Here is a 19,445-nt window from a genome sequence, read left to right as displayed (position 1 = left end):
ATTCCCCCTTAGCTCAGTTGGTTAGAGCGACGGACTGTTAATCCGCAGGTCCCCCGTTCGAGTCGGGGAGGGGGAGCCAAGTTTATGTAATATGATTATTGTTCCCCCTTAGCTCAGTTGGTTAGAGCGACGGACTGTTAATCCGCAGGTCCCCCGTTCGAGTCGGGGAGGGGGAGCCAAATCATATAAAATTTAAGTATCGTAGTTCCCCCTTAGCTCAGTTGGTTAGAGCGACGGACTGTTAATCCGCAGGTCCCCCGTTCGAGTCGGGGAGGGGGAGCCAACTTAAAGAATCAATTAGACTTTCCTAAACAATTCCACTACTCTACTACAATCAAAATATTTCTTTTTAATACACATTTAATAAGTGTAAAATAATTTGATTAATCAAGGATCTGATTCCTTCCCTTTGATCTACTAAAAAGAATAAGACATGGCTGGTTTCAAAAAACTCATATTTATTCAATTAATATCTTGGATGTTGTTTGCAAGTATTGGTGGCTATTTTGTTGCGTCAGCGTTTGACAACGCAGTAAGCGATGCACAACATAAAACGCAATCAGTGGTAAACAACTATATTAGTAAACATTCTATTGCTGAAATAGCACCAGATAAACTTCAGCAAGTGCTTGCTGACGGTAATACTTTTTCTTCATTTATTTTGCGTGATCAGCAAGGTAAAGAACTTATAAATATTACATCCCCTACTTCATTACCAGCCATTGCGCAATTAGTTAACACCAGCTTTAACTCTATCCGTCCTCAATTTGCTGTTAATCAAGCGTCTGATATCAAAGTTGAATTTACTATTAATGCCAATAACCTTGGGTTGATACTCCAACAAGCGATGTTTATTGTTATTTTAGTGTCAGGTTTAATGGCAATTATTCCCATTGTGTTCATGAAAACCATGTTTAGTAAGCTAAATAGAAATATAAGCATGACAGTGGCTGAGATAATTGATGTTTATATCAATCAAAATCAAGTCAACACCGGTCTTGAAACAGCGATTAATAGCAGCAAAATAAAACAACTGGGCGTTGACCTAGTGCCGAGCTTTAATCGCCTGTCGCACTTTTTACAAAGTAAGCATGATGATATTCAAAATGCCGCACATTCTATCAAGCAAGAAGCTTATAAAGATGTAGTTACTGAACTTGGCAACCGTAATATGTTTGTTGAATATTATGAGAAGTACATTGAAAGCAGTGAAAAAAGCACCTTTGGCTCTTTGGCAATGGTTCGTTGTAGTGAATTACAAGCAATCAACCAAACTCGTGGTTACCAAAAAGGTGACGAGTATGTCAAAGCTGTGGCTGATATTATTAAACATATCAGCGGCACATATACAGGCAGTAAAGTTTTTCGTTTGAATAGCTCAGATTTCGCGATTGTGCTGCCTAACACTCCTCTAAAGGAATCTGAACGTTTTGGTGATAACTTACAATCTCGATTTACTCAATATCAGCAAAACCAAGAATTAAGCTCAGTAGCAAATACTGGGATCGTCGCTTATGAAAAAGGCAAACCCTTAGGTGAGCTACTTTCGATAGTAGACAATGCTATGAGCATGGCCCAATCAAAACAAGCTAACGCCTGGCATATACAACGCGAAACTGATTTAGTTAATAATGTAAGTGCAGGATTTGGCAATCAAAACTGGCGTAAAGTGATTAATGAAGTCATTGAAGCTGAGCGTGTACATTTGGTAATGCAAAACATTATGCCAATTGGTAAAAGCATGAAGGCCTACGCTGAAATTCAAGTGCGCTTTAAAACAACAGAAAACCAAGTATTGCCTACCGCTTCATTTTTAGCTATGGCTGAAAAGCTTGATATGGCGATGGAAATTGATCAGTTAATCATTAATTCATCACTGGAAAAAATTAAGAGCCGTAATTTCTCTGAAAAATTCTTTGGTTTGAATGTTACCGCCTCAAGCGCACACAATGATCAGTTCGTAATTTGGCTAGAGCGACGTTTATTAAAAGACACAAATATTGCCTCAAAACTGGTATTCGAAGTGAGTGAATTTGGCTTACAGCAAAATATTAAAGCCAGTAAACGCTTTATAGATATGATCCACCGTGTTGGTGCTCGGATCACGGTAGAACGATTTGGTGTTGGTTTAACCTCGTTTAAGTTTTTCCGCGATTTAAAACCTGACTTTATCAAAATGGATGCAAGCTATACTCGCGGCCTTGAAGAAGATAAAAACAACCAATACTTTATGCGTTTAATGGTCGACCTCGCGCATCGAATTGGTGTTAGCGTTTTTGCTGAGGGTGTTGAAAGCCAAGAAGAAAAACACATTATTGAAACTTTATGTCTTGATGGTGTGCAAGGTTATTACATCGAAAAGCCAAAAGATATTTAATCAATCTAAAAGGTGCTTTGAGCACCTTTTTAGTTTTCTAGTAGTTTATTTCCCCCTCCCCTGATCTGCTTTATCATTCCAAATGTCAGTAACTAGGTTAATGAACAGTTAATCTTTATTTATCATGCTATAAATTTCTAAATGCAATTCACTATCATTATTAAATGAGCCGTTTATTTACCTTCTACGTGTTGTTAAACAGCCAATAAAAAAGGATAATGTCGGCGTTTATTATAGCTTGAGGCGAACATGACAGAATATGTATTGCTGTTGATCGGCACAGTACTGGTTAATAACTTTGTGTTAGTACAATTTTTAGGTCTATGCCCGTTTATGGGGGTATCTGGCAAACTGGATACAGCTATAGGCATGTCACTTGCGACCACTTTTGTGTTAACACTTGCCTCTGTAACAAGCTATCTAGTTAATCAATATATTTTGATCCCACTTGATATCACGTATTTACGTACTCTAAGCTTTATTCTTGTGATTGCGGTGGTGGTTCAGTTTACCGAAATGGTAGTCAGAAAAACCAGCCCAACGCTGTATCGCTTACTCGGTATATTTTTACCTTTGATCACCACAAACTGTGCGGTCTTAGGTGTTGCGTTACTAAATGTCAAAGAGGATCATACGTTTTTACAATCTGCAGTATATGGCTTTGGCGCTGCTGTTGGTTTTTCTATGGTACTGGTTTTATTTGCAGCTCTTCGTGAACGCTTAACCGCTGCTGACGTACCTACCCCCTTTAAAGGCGCATCGATTGCGATGATCACCGCAGGCTTAATGTCGATGGCCTTTATGGGCTTTACAGGATTAGTGAAGTTTTAACATGACCTTGTTTTATGCCTTGATTGCGCTGGGAACCCTAGCACTCATTTTTGGTTTGATCTTAGGATTTGCTGCTGTGCGCTATCGAGTGCAAAGTAATCCGATTGTTGAACAGATCGATACTATATTACCGCAAACACAGTGCGGCCAGTGTGGCTATCCGGGTTGTCGCCCTTATGCAGAAGCCATCGCCAATGGCGATGAAATTAATAAATGCCCACCAGGTGGCGATGCGACAGTAAAAAAATTAGCTGACTTAATGGGTGTTGAAGCTAAACCCCTTGCCGGTGGCGAACAAGCTGAACCGATAAAAACCGTTGCCTATATACGTGAAGATGAATGTATTGGTTGTACCAAATGTATTCAAGCTTGTCCTGTCGATGCCATTGTTGGTGCCACGCGCCAAATGCATACTGTTTTAATTGATGAATGTACGGGTTGTGACTTATGTGTTGAACCTTGTCCTGTTGACTGTATTGATATGCTGCCTGTAGAAACCACTAAGCAAACGTGGAAATGGCAACTAGATGCAATTCCAGTAACACAGATTGATTAAGGGCTCCCTATGGAAAAGCTAATCGCACAGATAAAACAAGGTAAAGTGTGGCCGTTTCCAGGTGGCATTCATCCACCGGGACAAAAAACAATTTCCAACAGTCAAGCAATCGCCCGTTTACCTTTGCCTGACAAACTCGTTGTGCCATTAAAACAACATATTGGTGCTAACGGTCAACTGATCGTCGAAAAAGGCCAACAGGTACTTAAAGGGCAAGCACTTACAAAGCCTGTTGCGAATTGGTCGGTGCCAATACACGCCCCGACTTCTGGTACTATTACTGATATTTGCCAAATGCCGTCTGCGCATCCATCGGCATTGCCTGAATTGTGTGTAATTATTGAGCCCGATGGCCAAGATAGCTGGTGTGCGTTAGCACCGGTGACAACACCAAGCCAGCTTTCTCACGAGCAACTTATCGATATTATTCATGACCGTGGTATTGCCGGTATGGGCGGTGCAGGATTCCCAACTTATATTAAAGCAGATAGTCGCAAAGCAATTGAGTATTTTATTGTTAATGCAGTGGAATGTGAGCCCTATATTACTGCTGATGATGTACTAATGCGTGAGCATGCTGCAGGCATTATTGCTGGCATAGAGATCATGCAGCAATTGCTTACACCAACACTTACTATCGTTGGTATAGAAGATAACAAACCAGAGGCCATCGCAGCCATGCAGGCAGCGGCTGAGTATAATGACAAAATAATCATTCAAACAGTTCCTACTGTTTATCCTTCTGGTGGTGAAAAGCAATTAATTAAGCTACTTACCAATAAAGAAGTCCCTAGTGGGGGAATTCCAGCAGATATCGGTGTGTTAGTACAAAACGTCGGCACTTTATTTGCTGTTCATCAAGCTGTCTATGAAGGTAAGCCACTAATTGAACGTGTTATTACGGTAACAGGTAATACAATTCATAATCCGGGTAATGTATGGGCTTTATTAGGCACTGAAATAAAACATCTACTTGATTGCCAAGGCTTTTCACCAGTGCCACAGCAACGCGTTGTAATGGGCGGCCCTATGATGGGCTTTACTTTGCCAACGGTGCGTATCGGCGTGGTAAAAACCACTAACTGTATTTTAGCCCCAGATCATGATGAGCTGGCAGAGCCCGGCCCTGAAAAAGCCTGTATTCGTTGTAGTGCTTGTGCTGATGCCTGCCCTGCTTCACTGTTGCCTCAGCAATTACAATGGTTTGCTAAATCAAAAGAATACGACAAACTGAAAGAGCATAACCTGTTTGATTGTATTGAATGCGGTGCTTGCGCGTATGTGTGCCCAAGTGAAATTCCGCTGGTGCAGTATTACCGTGTGGCTAAAGTTGAAATAAAAGAACAGCAAGCTGAGCAAGTTAAAGCTGAACGTGCGAAAGAGCGCTTTGAACTTCGAAAACAACGCCTAGAGCGGGAGCAAGAAGCACGACAAAATCGCCATAAACGCAAACCAGCTGCTGAAAAATCGGCTGACGAAAAACAAAAAATTGCCGATGCTCTAGCACGCGTTAAAAACAAACCAGCAAAAGATGACGACAAATCAGCTGTGGCCGCTGCAATTGCTCGCGCCAAAGCTAAAAAACAAAATCAAGAAGCAACGCTTGAACCAGATAACAGTGACGTAGCATTAGAGCGCGCAGCGCGCAAAGAGCAAGCTCGCAAATACAAAGAGCAAAAAGCCGCAAGCAGTACAGCTGCTGATCCGGATGATAAAAAGTCAGCCGTGGCCGCTGCGATTGCCCGCGCTAAAGCGAAAAAAGCGGCGGCATCAGAAGATGAAAGCGATAACACGACTGCTGCACCTACTGATGATAAAAAAGCCGCTGTAGCCGCTGCAATTGCTCGTGCTAAAGCAAAAAAGGCAGCACAGGCTGAACCAGCAGCAAGCGTAGAAAACGACAACTCTGAAAGTGAAGTCGCTACAGCCTCACCTGCCGATGATAAAAAAGCCGCTGTCGCTGCTGCAATTGCCCGTGCAAAAGCGAAAAAGGCAGCACAAGCAGCAAGCGTAGAAAACGACAGTTCTGAAAGTGAAGTTACTTCAACCTCACCTGCCGATGATAAAAAAGCCGCTGTCGCTGCTGCTATTGCTCGTGCAAAAGCGAAAAAGGCAGCACAAGCAGCAAGCGTAGAAAACGACAGCTCTGAAAGTGAAATTACTACAGCCTCACCTGCCGATGATAAAAAAGCCGCTGTCGCTGCCGCCATTGCCCGCGCGAAAGCGAAAAAGGCTGCACAAGCAGCAAGCGTAGAAAACGACAATTCTGAAAGTGAAGTCGCTACAGCCTTACCTGCCGATGATAAAAAAGCCGCTGTCGCTGCCGCCATTGCCCGCGCGAAAGCGAAAAAGGCTGCAAAAGCTGAACAAGCAGCAAGCGTAGAAAACGACGATGCTGAAAATGAAACTTCGGCTACAGCGATAAACGAAGCTGAAATCGCTGAAGATAAACCAGAACAGACCGCACAAGATAAGAAAAAGGCCGCTGTTGCCGCAGCGATTGCCCGTGCAAAGGCTAAAAAATTACAACAAGAAGGAAGTGATAAGTAATGAAGCTAACTATGGCCAGTTCGCCGCATAGCCACAGTCATAAATCACTTAGCAGGTTGATGCAAACAGTGATCTTAGCCTGTATTCCTGGACTTATCGCACAACTGTATTTTTTTGGTACGGGTGTATTGATCCAGCTAATTTTAGCGTTAGTCACGGTTAGTATCAGTGAAGCCATTATTATGCTTATTCGCAAGCGCCCTGTATGGCCTGCGCTTGGAGATGGCAGTGCATGGCTTACTGCGGTCTTATTAGCATTAAGTATTCCGCCACTCGCCCCATGGTGGGTTATTGTGATCGGTAGCTTTTTTGCCATCGTCATTGTTAAACAGCTCTATGGTGGCCTTGGTTTCAATTTATTTAACCCTGCCATGGCTGCATACGTGTTATTGCTTATTTCGTTCCCTGTGCAAATGACCACTTGGATGCCAGTTAGTGACTTACTGGCAAACCCAATTAGTCTTACTCAACAGCTTAGCGTTATTTTTAATGGCTTTACCAGTGCAGGTTTTAGTGTTGATCAACTTAGAGTTGGGGTTGATGGCGTAACAATGGCCACACCTTTGGATACCATCAAGACCGATATCGCTCATGGTTTAACCGTATCTGAAAGCATGCAAGCCGCTATTTTTAATAGTTGGTTAGGACAAGGTTGGGGCTGGGTAAATCTTGGCTTTTTAATCGGTGGCTTATACCTTATTAAAGCCAAAGTTATAAATTGGCATATCCCAGTTGGTGTAATTGCATCAATTGCTGTGTGCAGCGCAATTGGTTATATCGCAGCACCTGGTACTGAGCCTGGTATGGTATTTCATTTATTTAGTGGCGCAACCATGTTAGGGGCCTTTTTCATAGCCACGGATCCGGTTTCGGCAGCTACCACTAATCGCGGCCGGTTAATTTACGGCGCATTGATTGGTTTATTAGTTTATTTGATTCGTACTTTTGGCGGTTACCCAGATGCCATGGCGTTTGCTGTGTTACTACTCAATATGGCCGTTCCACTGATAGACTATTACACTCAACCACGTACTTATGGCCATGGGGTGAATAAATGATTATTTCATCAATGACAAAAAATGGCGCTATTTTAGCCCTGTTTGCCCTGCTCACTACCGGCGCTGTTGGTATTATCCATAACCTCACGGCTGACAGTATTGCAGAGCAAGAGCGCAAACAACTTTCATTACAGCTGCAAGATGTACTCGCCCCTGATTTTTACGATAATACTCTTTATCAAGATTGTGCCATCATTGATGATCCACTACTTGGTAATAAACCACAAACCGTTTATCGTGCTCGCAAGGGTGGCCAACCTGTTGCTTTAGTAATGCGCCACGTGACGCCAAAAGGTTATAGCGGCGATATAAGTTTATTAACTGCCGTATTTGCAAACGGGGACGTTGCCGGAGTACGTGTTACTAAACACGAAGAAACGCCTGGTCTTGGTGATAAAGTAGAAATGAAAAAATCTCTTTGGATCACTTCATTTAAAGATAAAACTGTACTTGATGACGACGATACTCGCTGGGCAGTAAAAAAAGATGGCGGAGACTTTGATCAATTCACTGGCGCTACCATTACACCACGTGCCGTGGTTGGCTCAGTAAAACACGCTGTGTTATTCTCAAAAAACAATTTCGATGCGGTATTTAGTGCTGATAACGCATGCCAAGTAGGTGAGCCATGAGCCAATTAAAAGAACTGTTTAACGAAGGAATGTGGAAAAACAACCCTGCCCTCGTGCAATTACTCGGTTTGTGCCCACTACTGGCCGTCACATCAACGATAACCAATGCGATGGGCCTCGGTTTAGCCACTCTGCTGGTATTAGTTGGCTCGAACGTCACAATTTCTGCGGTGCGTAATTTCGTGCCAAAAGATATCCGCATTCCTGTATTTGTGATGTTTATCGCAGGCTTTGTAACCATAGTGCAGCTATTAATGAATGCCTATACGTTTGGCTTATATCAATCGCTAGGAATATTTATTCCACTGATAGTTACTAACTGCGCTATTATCGGCCGCGCTGAAGCGTATGCCTCTAAGAATCCGATTCATTTATCAGCGTTTGACGGTTTAATGATGGGCTCTGGCTTTATGGTAGTACTGGTTGTGCTTGGCGCAATGCGTGAGCTTATTGGCCAAGGTACCTTATTTGATGGCGCCGATTTACTACTGGGCCCATGGGCATCGGTTTTACGCATTGAAGTATTTAGTTTTGATAATCAATTTTTGCTCGCTATTTTACCACCCGGTGCATTTTTAGGTTTGGGCTTACTGATTGCTGCTAAAAATGTCATTGATGCGCAAATAAAAGCAAAACAAGTAGCACCACCAGTGGCCGAAAAAGGCCCACGAGCAAGGGTCACCAGTTTAACTTAAGGGGAAGCGCACAGTATTTACTGTGCGTTTAAGTTGCATGAATAAAGAAAAACGATACGAAATACTCTCTCGCTTGCGCGAGCAAAACCCACATCCAGAAACCGAGCTTGAATATTCAAGCCCGTTTGAACTGTTAGTTGCGGTAACGCTATCAGCACAAGCAACTGACGTTGGGGTAAATAAAGCCACCCGTAAGCTCTTTCCCGTCGCCAATACGCCGCAAGCAATTTTAGATTTAGGCCACGATAAACTTCGCGATTACATTAAAACCATCGGTTTGTTTAATTCTAAAGCTGCCAATGTGTACAAAATGTGCCAAATTTTAGTTGATAAGCACAACAGCGAAGTGCCTGAGAATCGTGAAGCCCTAGAAGCCCTACCCGGCGTTGGCCGTAAAACTGCCAATGTGGTACTCAACACCGCCTTCGGCTGGCCGACAATCGCGGTAGATACCCACATAGACCGCGTATCAAACCGCACTAAATTTGCTATGGGTAAGAACGTTGTTGAAGTAGAAAAAAAGCTATTAAAAGTTGTACCAGCAGAGTTTAAAGTAGATGTACATCACTGGCTCATTTTACATGGACGTTATACCTGTGTGGCGCGTAAGCCAAAGTGTGGCAGCTGTATAATTGAAGATTTATGTGAGTTTAAAGAAAAGACTGAGTAACTAATTTTTAATTGAAATATTAAGATAATCATACGATATGTGCCCTACGTATGATTATCTTAATTTGAAAACCTCAAATAAACGCTTAACCTTTAAACATTACCGGACATAAACTCTATACTCCCAAGGCGCCAACTTAAGGCTTGCGTCTTCAGTAAGCGTTGCCTTTTGTTTGCTAAATAGCTCTGTATATACTCCAGCTGTTTGTGGACCCATAAATTGAATATCTGCTCTTTATCAGAAAAATTAATCACAACAAACACTTTATCTTTGGTATTTTCGCGGATAAAACTAAACACTTCAGTCGGATTAGTATTATAAATACGCTCCATTGTCGCGCCATATTTACCATGCCATAACGCGGTGTTTTCTTTTTGCAAAGCTAAGAGCTTTTGAATCAATGGCTTAAATTTATGTTCTTTCCATTCAATAGGATCTTTTTCAAAAAATTCAAGTCGCTTATTATTCCCAGCTTCAAGTCCATTATAAATTAATGGTATGCCTTCACCGACAATAGATAAAACAATAGCTGTTGCGACTTTATCCTCACTTCCATAACGCTCAAACACAGTTCCTTCCCACGAATTAGCATCATGATTTGAAACATACGTCATCCGATAGCTATTTTTCGGATACGCTCCCTCATTCCATGAATAGTATACAAACAATCTATTTAAATCAGCGTGACCACTTAAAATATCATGAATAGCTTCCTGCCAAGACCATGCATAAGTAGCATCAAAAGCTTGAGCATGTAAATCACGCATTTCCCACTCAGCTAACATAAAAACAGGCTTGATCGCGTCTAGCTCCACCCTAACGTTTTCCCAAAAATCGAGAGGAACAAAACCTGCCACATCACATCGATAGCCATCAATATTTACTTCTTTGACCCAATACTTCATTGCATTAGTCATGTATTCACGCATTTCTGGTACGTTATAATCAAAGTCGATTATGTCTGACCAATCCCACCACGGTGTGGGTTGAAAGTTACCTTGCGAATTTTTTGTATACCAATTTGGATGCTTATGTCTTAATTCATTATCCCAAGCACTATGATTTGCTACCCAATCTAGAATAACGTACATACCTAATTCGTGAGCAGCGTTAACAAAGCTTTTTAAGTCATCTAAGGTACCAAACTCAGGATTAACACCGTAGTAATCTTTTACTGAATAAGGGCTACCCAGCGACCCTTTTCTGTTTTCTTCGCCAATCGGATGAATCGGCATTAACCAAAGAATATCGACGCCAAGTTCTTTTAATCGTGGTAGTTGATGCTCAGCGGCTGCAAATGTTCCTTCAGGTGTGAACTGTCGCGTATTAATTTGATAAAAACTTGCGTTCTTACTCCACTGAGGATGCGTTAACTTCACATATTCTTGTGGAACATAATTAGAGGAAATATTTGTTGTCTTAGTTTTTTTACTTATATTAGTGCAGGCACACAGCCCTAAAAATAGTAATATTATTGAAAGGTTTTTCATTTATAAAGCCCCTTAAACGATTAAGTTTTAACAATATGCGATGTAGTGAAATTATTTCCAACAAACTATTAACATGAATACGTATGTAAGTCTTAATGCCTATCTACGATAATTATCATTCGGTTGGCCTACCATCGCGGTAGATACGCATATATTCCGTGTATCAAACCGTACTAAGCTTGCCATGGGTAAAGACGTGGTAGCCGTTGAGCAAAAACTCGAAAAAGTGATCCCCAAAGAATTTAAAGTAGACGTACACCATTGGCTCATACTGCACGGGCGTTATACCTGTGTTGCCCGTAAACCAAAATGTGGCAGTTGTATTATTGAAGATTTGTGCGAGTTTAAAGACAAGACTGAATAATGTTTATTCTTTTTTGAGCCAATAAGTAAACTTTAAATTTTTATCTTTGCTGTTGGTTTTTTGCATGCATTATTTAACTGCTAATGGCTAACAAATTACATTAAAATGACGGTATTCTTATTCAATTTTTAGTACTTCGATTTTAAGTAAAGAAAACAATAAATTTCCTAAAAAATGCTTGTACATAGCTTCTATTTCTTCTTTAGATATAGTTCCACCACGTATAAGGACTTCTTGCCGCTCAGCTGGCTCTTTTATGATAAACCCGGTAGAACTGAACCCATTTTTTTCATAAAACGCTTTGCGCTTAACTCTTTGTTGATAGTTTTCTGTCTTTTCATCAAGCTCCTCAATAGTGAGTACTATTCTTTTATTTGAATGCTTTTCATTCATAGAATCCATTACTTTGCTTCCGTAACCACTTGAGCGGAGCAATTCAGATATAGCAAAAAACTTTACACAGATAATTTGTTTATATTCTTTAGTGTAGAGAAAACCAACCCATTTATTATTATCATAAATAATATCAAAGCCATTTTTTCCATTCCTCATTCTGTATTTAACAAGCCATTCTGGTAGTCTGTGAACTTTTGGAAAAGCTTCGAAAAAAAGGTCTATAACTTTTGAATAGTTAAAATCATGTTTGTTAAGTGGGCGAAAAGTGATCATCATATTAACCCTGCAAGCCAATCAACAGTTAAGATAGTAGTAAAAACCTTTAATCCAATCAAACCGAAAAATATGAATATAAATGTAACTTTAATTTTTTTACTTTTTATATTATTCCAAGATAGAAGTTTTGCTTGAAATTCACTTTTTAGCTCATCAATATCCTCTTTCATACATAATTCCCTATCTCGTGCTGTAATTATATCAACTACAACACAGTTAATATGAGTTACCAAATTAACTTTGTAACTAAAAGTTCCGATGATGCCTAATACAAACACATGATCTTTGCTCTTTAGGATTTCAACTACCAGCATTTTGAAAGCTAGTTACATCTTCCTTCCTTATATCTAAGTTGGCCAACCATTGCTGTAGATACCCACATAGACCGTGTATCAAACCGTACTAAGCTTGCCATGGGTAAAGGTGTTGTTGCGGTGGAACAAAAACTTTTAAAAGTTGTACCAACAGAGTTTAAAGTTGATGTACATCAATGACTTATACTGCACGGACGTTATACCTGTGTTGCCCGTAAGCCTAAATGTGGCAGTTGTATTATTGAAGACTTGTGTGAGTTTAAAGATAAAGCAGATTAGATCCTGTAGATAAAACACCTTCATTTTAAACGATTATTAATTATAAACCTCAATTATCAGGCTTATAAGAATAAGCTCAGTGATTAATTCGCATTCCAGTCTTTTTTTCTGTTTATTAAAGTAGGTGCCTAACTTTGGCACCTTTCATTTTCCATACCTTGTAAATCAATTTAAATAAAATCTGTTTATTCGTGATTTGGCGTAATTATTAGAATATTTTCAAAGTATTAATTTCACAAGCGTCAATCCTTTAGTTATGCTGTTGAGCATTATGAAATTTTATTGCGAGAATTCCTATGTTACCTATACTTCGTATCTTGTTAATTGAGCAAGACCCCGCCACCTTGCAAGAGCTTTCTACTAATCTGTCGAAAACCATCCCAAATTTTGAGCGAGATGATATTCATATCGATATTATTGAGCGTCTTGAGCTAAAACAAGCATTGGACATTGTAGAGGAAGATGGCGATATTCAGGCCGTAGTGCTTAGCTGGGATTTGCAAAATAAGGTTGGCGAGCGCACTTATAGTCGCTTTATCGAGCAGTTAAAGGGGATCCGCCTTGAGTTGCCTGTTTATGTTATTGGCGATGATACGAAAGGGCTAGAAATCGTTAATGAGTCGGAGGAGATTGAGTCTTTTTTCTTTAAAGATGAGGTGATTTCTGATCCTGAAGCAATTTTAGGCTATATGATCAACGATTTCGATGACCGCTCAGAAACCCCATTTTGGACGGCGTATCGCCGTTATGTTGGCGAAGCGAACGACTCTTGGCATACACCGGGACACAGCGGTGGCTCTAGCTTTAGAAATTCCCCTTATATCAAAGATTTTTATCAGTTTTATGGTCGTAATGTGTTCGTTGGCGATCTGTCGGTTTCAGTGGACTCTTTAGGTTCATTGTCAGATAGCACCAATACAATTGGCCGTGCGCAAGAGTCAGCAGCGGCGACGTTTGAGGTTAAGCATACCTATTTCGTTACCAATGGGTCGTCTACCTCAAATAAAATCATCTTGCAGACATTGCTGCGCAAGGGCGATAAAGTGATTATCGACCGCAATTGTCATAAATCTGTGCACTATGGCATTTTACAATCAGCGAGTTTACCTGTTTATTTGTCGAGTATTTTAAATCCAAAATATGGCATCTTCGCGCCGCCGTCGTTGGCCGACATTAAACAGGCGATAGAACAAAATACCGATGCGAAATTGCTAGTCCTCACCGGTTGTACTTACGATGGCCTACTGAGCGATCTGAAACAGGTGGTAGAGTTTGCCCATCAACATGGTATTAAAGTATTTATTGACGAAGCGTGGTTTGCTTACTCGCTGTTTCATCCAAGCCTACGATACTATTCCGCCATTCATGCTGGCGCTGACTACGTCACCCATTCAGCACATAAAGTGGTATCGGCGTTTTCTCAGGCGTCTTATATTCATGTTAACGATCCTGATTTTGATGCTGATTTCTTTCGCGAGATTTACAGTATTTACGCCAGTACATCGCCAAAATATCAGCTTATCGCGTCGCTTGATGTGTGCCAAAAGCAATTGGAGATGGAAGGCTATAAGTTACTCAATGCTTTGTTGAACCATGTGGAAGAATTTAAACAACAGATGGCTTCACTCAAACAAATTAAAGTGCTAGGTAAGCAAGACTTTATGGAAATATTTCCGCACTTTAGTGGTGATAACATGGGTCACGATCCGCTAAAAATTCTCATCGATATTAGCGAATTACCTTATTCATTAAAGGATATTCATAAATACCTGCTGGATGAAATTGGCCTAGAAATAGAGAAGTACACTCACAGCACCATCTTAGTGTTACTGACGCTTGGCGGCACGCGCTCAAAAATAATTCGTCTTTATAATGCGCTCAAAAAACTCGACAGCGGTAAAGTGAAGTTGTCAAAATCGACGCGACGATCTCGCTTGCCTGAGAATCTACCAGCAATAGACTTAGCGTGTATTCCAAGCGATGCCTTTTATGGCGAGCGTGAATCTGTGCCTATCGGTAAAAGTAACAACCGTATTTGTGCCGGTTTAGTCACCCCCTATCCACCAGGTATTCCTCTTTTGGTGCCGGGACAGCATATTACTGAGGAACATATAGAGTACCTTAAAGAGTTAGCAGGACAAGGTTTGACGATTCAAGGGAGTTTTGATGGTGAAATCTATGTTCTTAAGGGCAAAGTTCAAAAGTAAAAATATACTTTAATACAGCCGAACTCCTTATAACGAAACAGCAATGTCACACGATATTGCTGTTTAGTGCGTTATAATTCTAGGCCACTTTAATAGAACTTGGTGTGCTAAGCTAATGTTAATATTAGGCAATATCACGTCAGAATTTAAAGATAAGACAGAGTAAATAATACGAAGTATAGTAGATTAAAGAACTGACCCTGACACTACAAAAATAAATGAAGCGGATGCGTGATAATGCTAGTTAAGAACAAAAAAACGCTTACTTTAATGCGCATTGCTGCATTTATTGTCACCATCATGAGCATATACTTTTTTGCCCCTTGGCAGTTTGCTTTATATTACTTGCAACCGCTACCGGCGACGATCAAAGAACAAACACAAGAGGCTATTGAACAAGGAGTCGATGGCATTATTGTGTATATTCATAGACAAGGACAGCAACCTGAATTTTTTGCAAACGGTTGGCATAATCGAGATCAAAAAATCCCCGCTTACCCTAGTGCACTTTTTAAAATTGGCAGCATTCGAAAGTTATATGATGCAGCAGCTTTAACCAAACTTTCAGCCGCTGGACGTATTGATGTAGATAAAACACTGGCTGATTATCTTCCATCATTAATTGGACGCATTGAAAATGCAGATAAGATAACACTACGAATGATGGTAAAACACAAAAGTGGCATACCCAATTACACAGACACTGATAATTTCGATTGGTCAATCACCTACCCTGACCCACTTGCATTAGTACTCGATAAACCCGCTGATTTTAGTCCTAATGCTGATTACGGCTATTCTAATACTAATTATTTGTTGCTGCGGAAAATCATGTCTAATGTGCTGGGTTATGACCATAACCAATTTATTAAAAACGAGATTTTAACGCCATTGGGCTTAACGAATACCTTCGAGTCTGTAAATGAGATAAATTTAGCGCTATTAATGAGTGGCTATTATGTTGGCTACGAAAATGATTTTAAAGCACTTGATCAAGGGTATGTGGCAACAGCACAAGATGTGGGCGACTTTATTGTGGCATTAAATAATGGCACATTTTTTAGTGAACAAGAGCAAGCTTTGTACGCATCACTCTATAAATATGAGCACACAGGTTGGGTATTAGGGTATTCAAGCATTGCTCGTTATTATAAAGATATCGATACAGTCGTTGTGCAGTTTATAAATACTAATGGCAATGATACTGTGTTGCTCACAGAAATAATTTATAATCGGATTATTGATATTTTAACAGCGCAGCAGTAGTTACAGAGTAGCTGCGTTATCAAAAATTTATGTGAATTTTAAAGAGGGTTTAAATGCGTTTATTACACACCATGTTACGGGTTGCTGATCTAGATAAATCAATTGCGTTTTATACTCAAGTACTCGGCATGAAAGAGTTACGCCGTGCTGATAACGAAGAGTATCGCTATACCCTAGCCTTCGTAGGCTATGGCGATGAAAAAGACACAGCAGTACTTGAGCTGACCTATAACTGGGATACCGACAGCTATGATTTAGGCAATGCCTATGGTCATATCGCGATTGAGTTTGATGATATCTATAAAGCCTGTGCTGATATCAAGGCCGCTGGCGGCAATGTTAGCCGTGAGCCAGGACCTGTTAAAGGCGGCACAACAGAAATTGCTTTTGTAAAAGATCCAGATGGCTACTCAATTGAATTAATTCAGAAGAAAGAAAATATGAGTAAATTTTAGCAAATATATGTAATAGGTTTGCTAATCCGCTTTTTATTTATTTAAGCTCAACTCTGATACGATATTAAAAAAGGTGCTGTATGCACCTTTTTATCGTAATTGACTGTCTTTACTGCCACGTCGGTTAAACCCTTTAGAAAGTGCGCCTTTACCTTCTAGTTCAGCTTGGCAACTTACACAATACTTCACACCAGGTAACGCGAGCCTTCGTGCTTGTAGTATTGGTTCATCACATTCTTCACATAGCTCGGCACTAGCTCCAGAAACTAAATTACTTCTAGCATATTGCACAGCATCATTAACGCTGGCATCAATTTGATCTTGAATTGCACCCTCTCGTGCCCATCCACTTGCCATATAACCTCCTATTTATTTGGACGTTTATATGTACGCTAACATAGATGAAGTTTATTTAAGCTGAATATAAGAAAGGGAAAGATACTAATAAAATTTAGGAATTATTATATAAAAGATTTAATTTTTAGATTTTAACTTGGATGAATAATTCTGAAGTAACTATAGAAATGCAGTTAAACTGATGTTACAGGCTTTTTAATAAAAGCTATCTTACTAATAAATAGTAAGTTTCGTCCCAACTCTTGTTAACGTTGTGTATAGAGAGTGCGGTGTCACACTTTCTTGCACATTACTTAAAAAAAGTAAATGGCGTCCCCAAGGGGATTCGAACCCCTGTTACCGCCGTGAAAGGGCGGTGTCCTAGGCCTCTAGACGATGGGGACACAGAATATGTGTCACTAGGACAACTGAATGGTTTAACTCGTTTCAGGCGAGCTGCTTAATAACACTGCACTTCCCTATTTAAAATAAGTAAGTGGCGTCCCCAAGAGATTAGTACTCTTGTTAACGTCGTGCATAGATAGTGCGGTGTCACACTGCTTTATACATTACTTAAAATAAGTAAGTGGCGTCCCCAAGGGGATTCGAACCCCTGTTACCGCCGTGAAAGGGCGGTGTCCTAGGCCTCTAGACGATGGGGACACAGAATATGTGTCACTAGGACGACTGAATAGTTTAACTCGTTTCAGGCGAGCTGCTTCATAACACTGCACTGACTATGAAAATAGTAAGTGGCGTCCCCAAGGGGATTCGAACCCCTGTTACCGCCGTGAAAGGGCGGTGTCCTAGGCCTCTAGACGATGGGGACACAGAATATGTGTCACTAGGACAACTGAATAGTTTAACTCGTTTCAGGCGAGCTGCTTAATAACACTGCACTGACTATGAAAATAGTAAGTGGCGTCCCCAAGGGGATTCGAACCCCTGTTACCGCCGTGAAAGGGCGGTGTCCTAGGCCTCTAGACGATGGGGACACATAAATGTGTCACTAGGACAACTGAATGGTTTAACTCGTTTCAGGCGAGCTATCTTAATAACACTACATCTACTATAGAAATAGTAAGTGGCGTCCCCAAGGGGATTCGAACCCCTGTTACCGCCGTGAAAGGGCGGTGTCCTAGGCCTCTAGACGATGGGGACACATAAATGTATCACTAGGACAATTGATTAGTTATGCTCACATCCTGAGCTGATTAAGGTAATTGCGATTAAGTACAAATTAAGACTCGAGCTTAACTTGTTCGCTATTTTCTCGGTTTACCCGCCTTTAACTTATAAAAGTTAAGTGGCGTCCCCAAGGGGATTCGAACCCCTGTTACCGCCGTGAAAGGGCGGTGTCCTAGGCCTCTAGACGATGGGGACACAGAAAACTGCTACCCTAGGACAAACACTTTAATAAATTGGTGGAGCTATGCGGGATCGAACCGCAGACCTCTTCACTGCCAGCGAAGCGCTCTCCCAGCTGAGCTATAGCCCCAATTTATTTTGCTAAACACTTGCGCAGTTAAACCGTGCTGTGTATCGCTGAGTGCGGGGCGCATTCTATGCAGCCACCAAAATAATGTCAACATTTTTTTCAGTAACTTTCTTTAAACGGTTTAATTTTCAACAAACTGAATAATGAATAAACCGCGGCGCTCAAAATACATGCAAGGGAGCTGTTTCAAAACAAAAATTAGGATTGAAAGGCGCACAATATAGATTAACTAAGGTGAAATATATTCTAAAACATCAAAACAATAAGGTATACATTTATATGCAAAATAAAGTCGGAGTCTTTTCTTGTTTTTCACAACAACGTTTTCATCACCAAGTAAAACGAATTTAAGATGAACATACTAGCAATTAACTGCAACGCCCCTACTCTATTGTCAGTTATTTATATGATCACAGAGGCTCCATTAGTTACAGTCGGTGTTTTATATCAATCGTATTTAACTAACGGTATTTGGATTTTTCAATGCGATTGACTATAACCTTCCTCCCTCATGATTAAAAAACAAATCCGCTTTTGACTAACAGGCACCACTAGCTATTAAAGTATTGCATTAAATAATGAGTAAATTGATTGCACATATAGATTGAATGTAAGTAAATTGGCTATAAAACAATCTCAATCTTACTTCATTGATTATAAAACCTGCATCTAAAACATTTTTCCTCATTCAAGTGTTGACACATTTACAACTCTATCTATAATAGCGCCCCACAACAACGCGGCAATGAGTTGTTGTTTAGATGTGGGTGATTAGCTCAGTTCTAAGAAAAGAGAGCATCACCGCTATTTACAAGTAACGGCGGGGTTCACTGGTTAAAGTCCAGTACTATTTATTTTAATAGTAGCGTTTTAATTTATATGTGGGTGATTAGCTCAGTTGGGAGAGCATCGCCCTTACAAGGCGAGGGTCACTGGTTCAAGTCCAGTATCACCCACCACATATAGAACCTGTTATTATATTAGTAGTTGCATGTTTTAAATTTGTAATATGAGTCACAAGCTCAGTTGGAAAAAAGAGAGCATCACCGCTATTTACAAGTAACGGCGAAGTTCACTGGTTAAAGTCCAGTACTATTTATTTTAATAGTAGCGTTTTAATTTATATGTGGGTGATTAGCTCAGTTGGGAGAGCATCGCCCTTACAAGGCGAGGGTCACTGGTTCAAGTCCAGTAT

15 protein-coding genes, 11 tRNA genes and 2 pseudogenes are annotated in these 19,445 nt (G+C 40.5%); 17 read left to right on the top strand and 11 right to left on the bottom strand.

Annotated elements, in window-relative coordinates; genetic code table 11:
* The first annotated feature begins 2 nt into the window (after positions 1-2).
* The 11 genes from H5201_RS11630 (at position 3) to nth (ending at position 9,369) form a co-directional block, all read left to right on the top strand.
* Positions 3-79, top strand: a tRNA-Asn gene (locus H5201_RS11630).
* Between the two features lie 23 nt (positions 80-102).
* A tRNA-Asn gene (locus tag H5201_RS11625) sits at positions 103-179 on the top strand.
* A 27-nt stretch (positions 180-206) separates the two neighbouring features.
* Positions 207-283 (top strand) — tRNA-Asn (locus H5201_RS11620).
* A 150-nt stretch (positions 284-433) separates the two neighbouring features.
* Positions 434-2,377, top strand: coding sequence for an EAL domain-containing protein (locus H5201_RS11615; RefSeq protein ID WP_182719347.1), 1,944 nt, complete (start codon positions 434-436; stop codon positions 2,375-2,377).
* A 249-nt stretch (positions 2,378-2,626) separates the two neighbouring features.
* Positions 2,627-3,208, top strand: a complete 582-nt coding sequence (gene rsxA / locus H5201_RS11610; protein ID WP_145240727.1) for an electron transport complex subunit RsxA — start codon at positions 2,627-2,629, stop codon at positions 3,206-3,208.
* A gap of 1 nt (position 3,209) precedes the next feature.
* Entirely contained in the window at positions 3,210-3,764 is a 555-nt protein-coding gene (gene rsxB, locus H5201_RS11605) for an electron transport complex subunit RsxB (protein ID WP_145240725.1), read from the top strand.
* A gap of 9 nt (positions 3,765-3,773) precedes the next feature.
* Positions 3,774-6,314, top strand: coding sequence for an electron transport complex subunit RsxC (gene rsxC, locus H5201_RS11600; protein WP_182768343.1), 2,541 nt, complete (start codon positions 3,774-3,776; stop codon positions 6,312-6,314).
* Complete coding sequence (rsxD, locus tag H5201_RS11595; RefSeq protein WP_145240721.1) at positions 6,314-7,372, top strand: electron transport complex subunit RsxD; 1,059 nt, start codon at positions 6,314-6,316, stop codon at positions 7,370-7,372. The genes rsxC and rsxD overlap by 1 nt, the downstream gene beginning before the upstream one ends.
* Positions 7,369-8,004 (top strand): electron transport complex subunit RsxG, encoded by a 636-nt coding sequence (gene rsxG, locus H5201_RS11590; RefSeq protein ID WP_182768342.1) that lies wholly within the window; start codon positions 7,369-7,371, stop codon positions 8,002-8,004. The genes rsxD and rsxG overlap by 4 nt, the downstream gene beginning before the upstream one ends.
* Positions 8,001-8,699 carry an electron transport complex subunit E gene (locus H5201_RS11585; protein WP_145240717.1) on the top strand — a complete coding sequence of 233 codons (699 nt, stop codon included), beginning with the start codon at positions 8,001-8,003 and terminating at the stop codon, positions 8,697-8,699. The genes rsxG and H5201_RS11585 overlap by 4 nt, the downstream gene beginning before the upstream one ends.
* 37 nt (positions 8,700-8,736) lie before the next feature.
* Positions 8,737-9,369, top strand: a complete 633-nt coding sequence (gene nth / locus H5201_RS11580; RefSeq protein WP_145240715.1) for an endonuclease III — start codon at positions 8,737-8,739, stop codon at positions 9,367-9,369.
* A 92-nt stretch (positions 9,370-9,461) separates the two neighbouring features.
* Here the strand turns inward: nth and H5201_RS11575 are convergent, their stop codons facing one another.
* Positions 9,462-10,859, bottom strand: coding sequence for an alpha-amylase family glycosyl hydrolase (locus tag H5201_RS11575; protein WP_220497168.1), 1,398 nt, complete (start codon positions 10,857-10,859; stop codon positions 9,462-9,464).
* A gap of 115 nt (positions 10,860-10,974) precedes the next feature.
* Between H5201_RS11575 and H5201_RS11570 the strand changes: the two are divergent.
* A pseudogene (locus H5201_RS11570) lies at positions 10,975-11,223 on the top strand (endonuclease III); the annotation flags it as partial.
* 117 nt (positions 11,224-11,340) lie between these two features.
* On the opposite strand, the gene H5201_RS11565 reads toward H5201_RS11570, so the two are convergent.
* Together H5201_RS11565 and H5201_RS11560 are read right to left on the bottom strand one after the other, a co-directional pair.
* On the bottom strand, positions 11,341-11,895 hold the full coding sequence (locus H5201_RS11565; RefSeq protein ID WP_182719342.1) for a GNAT family N-acetyltransferase: 555 nt from the start codon (positions 11,893-11,895) through the stop codon (positions 11,341-11,343).
* Positions 11,892-12,209, bottom strand: coding sequence for a hypothetical protein (locus H5201_RS11560; protein ID WP_182784633.1), 318 nt, complete (start codon positions 12,207-12,209; stop codon positions 11,892-11,894). Before H5201_RS11560 ends, H5201_RS11565 begins: the two co-directional genes overlap by 4 nt.
* Positions 12,210-12,248: 39 nt before the next feature.
* Between H5201_RS11560 and H5201_RS11555 the strand changes: the two are divergent.
* From H5201_RS11555 to gloA, 4 genes and pseudogenes are all read left to right on the top strand, one after another.
* A pseudogene (locus H5201_RS11555) lies at positions 12,249-12,488 on the top strand (endonuclease III); the annotation flags it as partial.
* Between the two features lie 296 nt (positions 12,489-12,784).
* Complete coding sequence (locus tag H5201_RS11550) at positions 12,785-14,695, top strand: aminotransferase class V-fold PLP-dependent enzyme (RefSeq protein WP_145240707.1); 1,911 nt, start codon at positions 12,785-12,787, stop codon at positions 14,693-14,695.
* Positions 14,696-14,929: 234 nt separating this feature from the next.
* On the top strand, positions 14,930-15,961 hold the full coding sequence (locus H5201_RS11545) for a serine hydrolase (protein ID WP_182740345.1): 1,032 nt from the start codon (positions 14,930-14,932) through the stop codon (positions 15,959-15,961).
* Positions 15,962-16,014: 53 nt separating this feature from the next.
* The gene (gene gloA, locus H5201_RS11540; RefSeq protein WP_145240703.1) at positions 16,015-16,416 is read left to right on the top strand and encodes a lactoylglutathione lyase; all 402 of its coding nucleotides are present in this window, start codon (positions 16,015-16,017) and stop codon (positions 16,414-16,416) included.
* Positions 16,417-16,506: 90 nt separating this feature from the next.
* Here gloA and H5201_RS11535 read toward each other — a convergent pair whose 3' ends face one another.
* The 8 genes from H5201_RS11535 to H5201_RS11500 form a co-directional block, all read right to left on the bottom strand.
* Complete coding sequence (locus H5201_RS11535) at positions 16,507-16,773, bottom strand: DksA/TraR family C4-type zinc finger protein (RefSeq protein ID WP_182784629.1); 267 nt, start codon at positions 16,771-16,773, stop codon at positions 16,507-16,509.
* A gap of 307 nt (positions 16,774-17,080) precedes the next feature.
* Positions 17,081-17,156: transfer RNA gene (locus H5201_RS11530), tRNA-Glu, on the bottom strand.
* Positions 17,157-17,339: 183 nt separating this feature from the next.
* Positions 17,340-17,415 (bottom strand) — tRNA-Glu (locus H5201_RS11525).
* A 90-nt stretch (positions 17,416-17,505) separates the two neighbouring features.
* Positions 17,506-17,581: transfer RNA gene (locus H5201_RS11520), tRNA-Glu, on the bottom strand.
* Positions 17,582-17,671: 90 nt separating this feature from the next.
* Positions 17,672-17,747: transfer RNA gene (locus H5201_RS11515), tRNA-Glu, on the bottom strand.
* A 90-nt stretch (positions 17,748-17,837) separates the two neighbouring features.
* Positions 17,838-17,913, bottom strand: a tRNA-Glu gene (locus tag H5201_RS11510).
* Between the two features lie 146 nt (positions 17,914-18,059).
* Positions 18,060-18,135, bottom strand: a tRNA-Glu gene (locus tag H5201_RS11505).
* Positions 18,136-18,174: 39 nt separating this feature from the next.
* A tRNA-Ala gene (locus H5201_RS11500) sits at positions 18,175-18,250 on the bottom strand.
* Positions 18,251-19,133: 883 nt separating this feature from the next.
* Between H5201_RS11500 and H5201_RS11495 the strand changes: the two genes are divergently transcribed.
* Positions 19,134-19,209: transfer RNA gene (locus H5201_RS11495), tRNA-Val, on the top strand.
* Positions 19,210-19,445 lie beyond the last annotated feature (236 nt).

Source organism: Pseudoalteromonas sp. SG43-6 (genome assembly GCF_014164365.1).
Classification (GTDB): domain Bacteria; phylum Pseudomonadota; class Gammaproteobacteria; order Enterobacterales; family Alteromonadaceae; genus Pseudoalteromonas; species Pseudoalteromonas rhizosphaerae.
Note: the sequence above shows the minus strand (reverse complement) of the source record. Positions and strands in the feature narration are given on the sequence as shown.

Bases quoted from the DNA above. Each gene is read 5' to 3' on its own strand.
- H5201_RS11615 (WP_182719347.1), top strand. From the start codon at position 434: ATGGCTGGTTTCAAAAAACTCATATTTATTCAATTAATATCTTGGATG.
- rsxA (WP_145240727.1), top strand. From the start codon at position 2,627: ATGACAGAATATGTATTGCTGTTGATCGGCACAGTACTGGTTAATAAC.
- rsxB (WP_145240725.1), top strand. From the start codon at position 3,210: ATGACCTTGTTTTATGCCTTGATTGCGCTGGGAACCCTAGCACTCATT.
- rsxC (WP_182768343.1), top strand. From the start codon at position 3,774: ATGGAAAAGCTAATCGCACAGATAAAACAAGGTAAAGTGTGGCCGTTT.
- rsxD (WP_145240721.1), top strand. From the start codon at position 6,314: ATGAAGCTAACTATGGCCAGTTCGCCGCATAGCCACAGTCATAAATCA.
- rsxG (WP_182768342.1), top strand. From the start codon at position 7,369: ATGATTATTTCATCAATGACAAAAAATGGCGCTATTTTAGCCCTGTTT.
- H5201_RS11585 (WP_145240717.1), top strand. From the start codon at position 8,001: ATGAGCCAATTAAAAGAACTGTTTAACGAAGGAATGTGGAAAAACAAC.
- nth (WP_145240715.1), top strand. From the start codon at position 8,737: ATGAATAAAGAAAAACGATACGAAATACTCTCTCGCTTGCGCGAGCAA.
- H5201_RS11575 (WP_220497168.1), bottom strand. From the start codon at position 10,859: ATGAAAAACCTTTCAATAATATTACTATTTTTAGGGCTGTGTGCCTGC.
- H5201_RS11565 (WP_182719342.1), bottom strand. From the start codon at position 11,895: ATGATGATCACTTTTCGCCCACTTAACAAACATGATTTTAACTATTCA.
- H5201_RS11560 (WP_182784633.1), bottom strand. From the start codon at position 12,209: ATGCTGGTAGTTGAAATCCTAAAGAGCAAAGATCATGTGTTTGTATTA.
- H5201_RS11550 (WP_145240707.1), top strand. From the start codon at position 12,785: ATGTTACCTATACTTCGTATCTTGTTAATTGAGCAAGACCCCGCCACC.
- gloA (WP_145240703.1), top strand. From the start codon at position 16,015: ATGCGTTTATTACACACCATGTTACGGGTTGCTGATCTAGATAAATCA.
- H5201_RS11535 (WP_182784629.1), bottom strand. From the start codon at position 16,773: ATGGCAAGTGGATGGGCACGAGAGGGTGCAATTCAAGATCAAATTGAT.